The 762-nt window shown below is 39.0% G+C and carries 1 protein-coding gene; it reads left to right on the top strand.

The genetic code is table 11. The annotated features are described in order from the left end of the window. The coding region (locus J7R10_RS08340) for a hypothetical protein (RefSeq protein ID WP_208436449.1) at positions 1-259 on the top strand (259 nt) is incomplete at its 5' end. Positions 260-762 lie beyond the last annotated feature (503 nt).

The raw sequence follows: 762 nt of genomic DNA, 5'->3' as shown, positions 1-762 counted from the left end.
AAATGGATTTTCAAAAATTCACATGCCTTCAAATACATCGGCAGGGGTTTTTGGAGGGTTCTTTTCGTTTGTTTTTGGTTTTTCACTTGTTTGGGATATTTTGTGGGTTGTTGGGGTTGGGTTGATTGGTTTTTTTTCAAAGGTTGTGGGGTATTTATTAAAAGGGGGACACCATTGGTATGATGGGAGGGCGTCGGTTAGGGGAAGAGGGGAAAGATTCGGGGTGGCCGGATTCTTTAAAAAAAAAAAAAGGAGTTGAAAAAGGATAACCACTTTTTCCACGCACAAGTCCTTTAAACCCCCGGGGTTTTGGAAAAAAACCACCCCCCCCACCACAAAGGGGCTAATTTTTTTTAAACGGTGACCCCCCCAAAAAAAAAAGACGGGATTTTTTTTCAATAATTTCGCTTCTAAAAAAAATTCTTTGGGTGGGGTGATAAGTTGGGGAGGGGGAATTTCCTAAAAGGGGGGGGGGTTTTTTTTCCTCAAGAGGGGATTTTTTTTTGCACCGATGTGTCAAAACTTTTTTAATTTCAAGGGGAAATGTAAAAAAGGGAAAAACACCACAAACAAATACCCAAAAAAATAATATCAATATAGATAATAGGAGCAATAGCATAAAAAAAAAAAGGGGTTTTGGTTCCGGTTTTGGTTTGTATTGCTTGCTTCGGTGCTGGTGGGGTAGGGGGACTTGTTGCAATTAAAATTTGATCCTAATCTTAGGGGAACTCTTGAATTTTTTCCCTTTCTATCTTTATAAGA

Source organism: Bartonella vinsonii subsp. berkhoffii ATCC 51672 (assembly GCF_902825225.1).
GTDB lineage: Bacteria > Pseudomonadota > Alphaproteobacteria > Rhizobiales > Rhizobiaceae > Bartonella > Bartonella berkhoffii.
Note: the sequence above shows the minus strand (reverse complement) of the source record. Positions and strands in the feature narration are given on the sequence as shown.